This window comes from Glaciecola sp. XM2, from assembly GCF_018595715.1.
Lineage (GTDB): Bacteria > Pseudomonadota > Gammaproteobacteria > Enterobacterales > Alteromonadaceae > Glaciecola.
Genome location: NZ_JAHEOJ010000012.1, coordinates 1 through 2576, shown reverse-complemented (window position 1 = coordinate 2576; position 2576 = coordinate 1). Strand labels below are relative to the sequence as shown.

Genomic DNA, 2576 nt, shown 5'->3' with positions numbered 1-2576 from the left:
ATAGACATTATGACTCCCTTCAAAAGTGCTAGTCTCCGCATTTTCGTGGGTTAGCTACAATAGCCAGTGCCATAAATAATTGTCGATTAAACATTATATAAATTTGGAGACTAGCATGAATAAACATAGCATAATTTTTATTGGATTGGATACTCATAAAGAATTTCACGAAGTGGCGTATTGCGAAGATGGTAGAGGGAAAGCACCGGTTCATATGGGACGCATAGCCTCTTCAAAAGTAAGCGTGAAAAAGCTTGTGCGTCAGTTTGAATCCAAATACCCAAACGCAACTCTGCACTTTGTTTACGAAGCAGGCCCTTGTGGCTATTGGATTTATCGGTTTATCACCAGCTTAGGTCATTGTTGTTATGTGGTAGCGCCGTCACTCATTCCTAAAAAGCCTGGTGATAAAATAAAGACCGATAGACGCGATGCACTTAAGCTCGTGAAATTACTAAAATCTGAAGATCTATCCCCCATCTATGTCCCCGAGCCGGAAGATGAGGCTGTACGTGATTTATCTCGTGGCCGTGAAACAGCCATGAAAGATTTAAAGGATGCAAAGTACCAATTAAAGGCACTTTTGCTGCGAAACAATATTCACTACGACGGAGTGGCTAACTGGTCTAAGAAACACCTTCGTTGGCTCACTGAAATGGTACTGCCGCATCCTGCACAGCACATCGTGTTACAAGAATACATTCAAACCATCACTGAACGAATACAGCGCTTAGAGCGACTCGATAATGAACTTGAACATCAAGTACGTCAGTGGCGCTATTATCCTGTGGTCAAGGCGATTCAATCTATGCGAGGAGTAAGACTATTGGTTGCTGTTGGTGTAGTGGCTGAGCTGGGTGATTTAACCCGCTTTGACCACCCAAGAAAGCTAATGAGTTATTTAGGTCTGGTGCCCTCAGAACATTCCTCTGGTGGTAAACGCCGTATTGGGGCCATTACCAAAACAGGTAATGGCCGTGCACGACGATTACTTATCGAAGGCGCTCATAGTTACCGATTCGCCGCTAATATCTCTACCGAGTTACAAAAGCGACAAGAGTGCTTACCCAAAGATATTTTGGACATTGCTTGGAAGGCGCAACTACGATTGTGCAAGCGCTATCAACGCATGAGTAAGCAGGGCAAACACTACAATTTAATCATTGCAGCGATTGCCAGGGAGATGGCGGCTTACATATGGGCGATTACCAAAGAAGTGGTACTCACACCGGTCAATCCAAAATTGCGCACTAGTAGAGTGCCAGCATGATAAAGAGTTTTAAGCTAGCGCATTTAGATCAGGCCGCGGATGTGGTGCAACCTCCGAGGGTGTTAGGAAGGCAATAAACAACACGTTTTTGACCCACGAACATAGAGTGATGAGAAGGCACTGCGGCGGAAAAAGTAAGGTCAGCTCTGCTTATTGAAAAATAAGTAACCTACGGATACCAGCATGTAAACCGACGACAATACTGCCTCATCTGATGCGTTAGCTTAATTTTTAAATATCTTATGGACCGAAAGAATGTCACAGGATTGTTTTGTCAAACTTGACAAAGGGAGTCATACCAACGCCCTGTTAAGGGGCTTATAATAGTTGGCTAAAATGTGAAGCGGAGCGAAACCTAGCCAACTGTTAGAAGTCCCGCTTGAACAGCTTGTTATACGTACTATTGCTTTGCTTCAATCATGTTATATGAAAACCAAGCGAAATTAATTAAAAATAACCAAGCAATAATAAAAAGTAAGTTACACCAATTCATAGTGTTAGAGTCCAGTTTTTCAAATCGGTACAATCTTAAGCCAATAAAACCATACGTAAATGAAGCATTAGTAATATTACTCAGCAAACCAGAGGGAGAGCCAGCTTTATCTAAAACTTTGGGATATTTATTTTTTAGCTTCGATATAACAACAATATTTACAACAAACATTGTAGAAAAAAGAATGAAGAAAATTAGCACGAAACCTCCCTGTACGTATAACGCTTGCTTCAGTTGCGCCAAGCGTGGAGCAATTTTGTGGTAATGTCTGAGCGAAGCGAGTAACACCAAATTGTGGAGTGCTTGGTGTCAATCTGTAAGCACTTGTTATGTGTTCTTAACGAGGCACTCAACTATACACTCCTCCGCGTTTTTAATTAGATATCTATTTTCGACAAGATATCCATTCCTGAATGTGTGAAGGTGACCAACTATTGCACCAGCAGCCTCATTAGCAGTAACCAAACTGTGCTTTATACCTTCATAAAGACTTTTTCTTTCACCAAGCAGCTCTGCCACTAATTCTAATGCTTGGACTCGAATGTCGCCTGGAGTGTTAAACTCTAAAGACACTTCAATAATTTTATCTGATAGCTCATTCATACCAAGCTCTGAACACATAACATTGGCTGATAGCCGGCGCGCAATGCAGTAAAAATAACGAGGGAGCGTAAACCGCGTCCGGCTGATTAGCGTTGTTATACGAGCACGACATGACAATCTCCTTTGTTACTTCGATGCTGTTCCGATAGGGTAAAGCCTTTGCATGTTCATCCGATGCCACACGGGCTGCCAACGATGTTTGATTCTACA

The 2576-nt window shown here is 42.2% G+C and carries 2 protein-coding genes; one reads left to right on the top strand and one right to left on the bottom strand.

Going from position 1 to position 2576, the window contains the following annotated elements; all coding sequences use genetic code 11:
- Window positions 1-115: 115 nt before the first annotated feature.
- Entirely contained in the window at window positions 116-1270 is a 1155-nt protein-coding gene (locus KJ365_RS00060; RefSeq protein WP_214449579.1) for an IS110 family RNA-guided transposase, read from the top strand.
- An 820-nt stretch (window positions 1271-2090) separates the two neighbouring features.
- Here KJ365_RS00060 and KJ365_RS00055 read toward each other — a convergent pair.
- Window positions 2091-2366: a hypothetical protein gene (locus KJ365_RS00055; RefSeq protein ID WP_214449578.1), complete on the bottom strand. Its 276-nt coding sequence runs from the start codon at window positions 2364-2366 to the stop codon at window positions 2091-2093.
- Window positions 2367-2576: the final 210 nt, after the last annotated feature.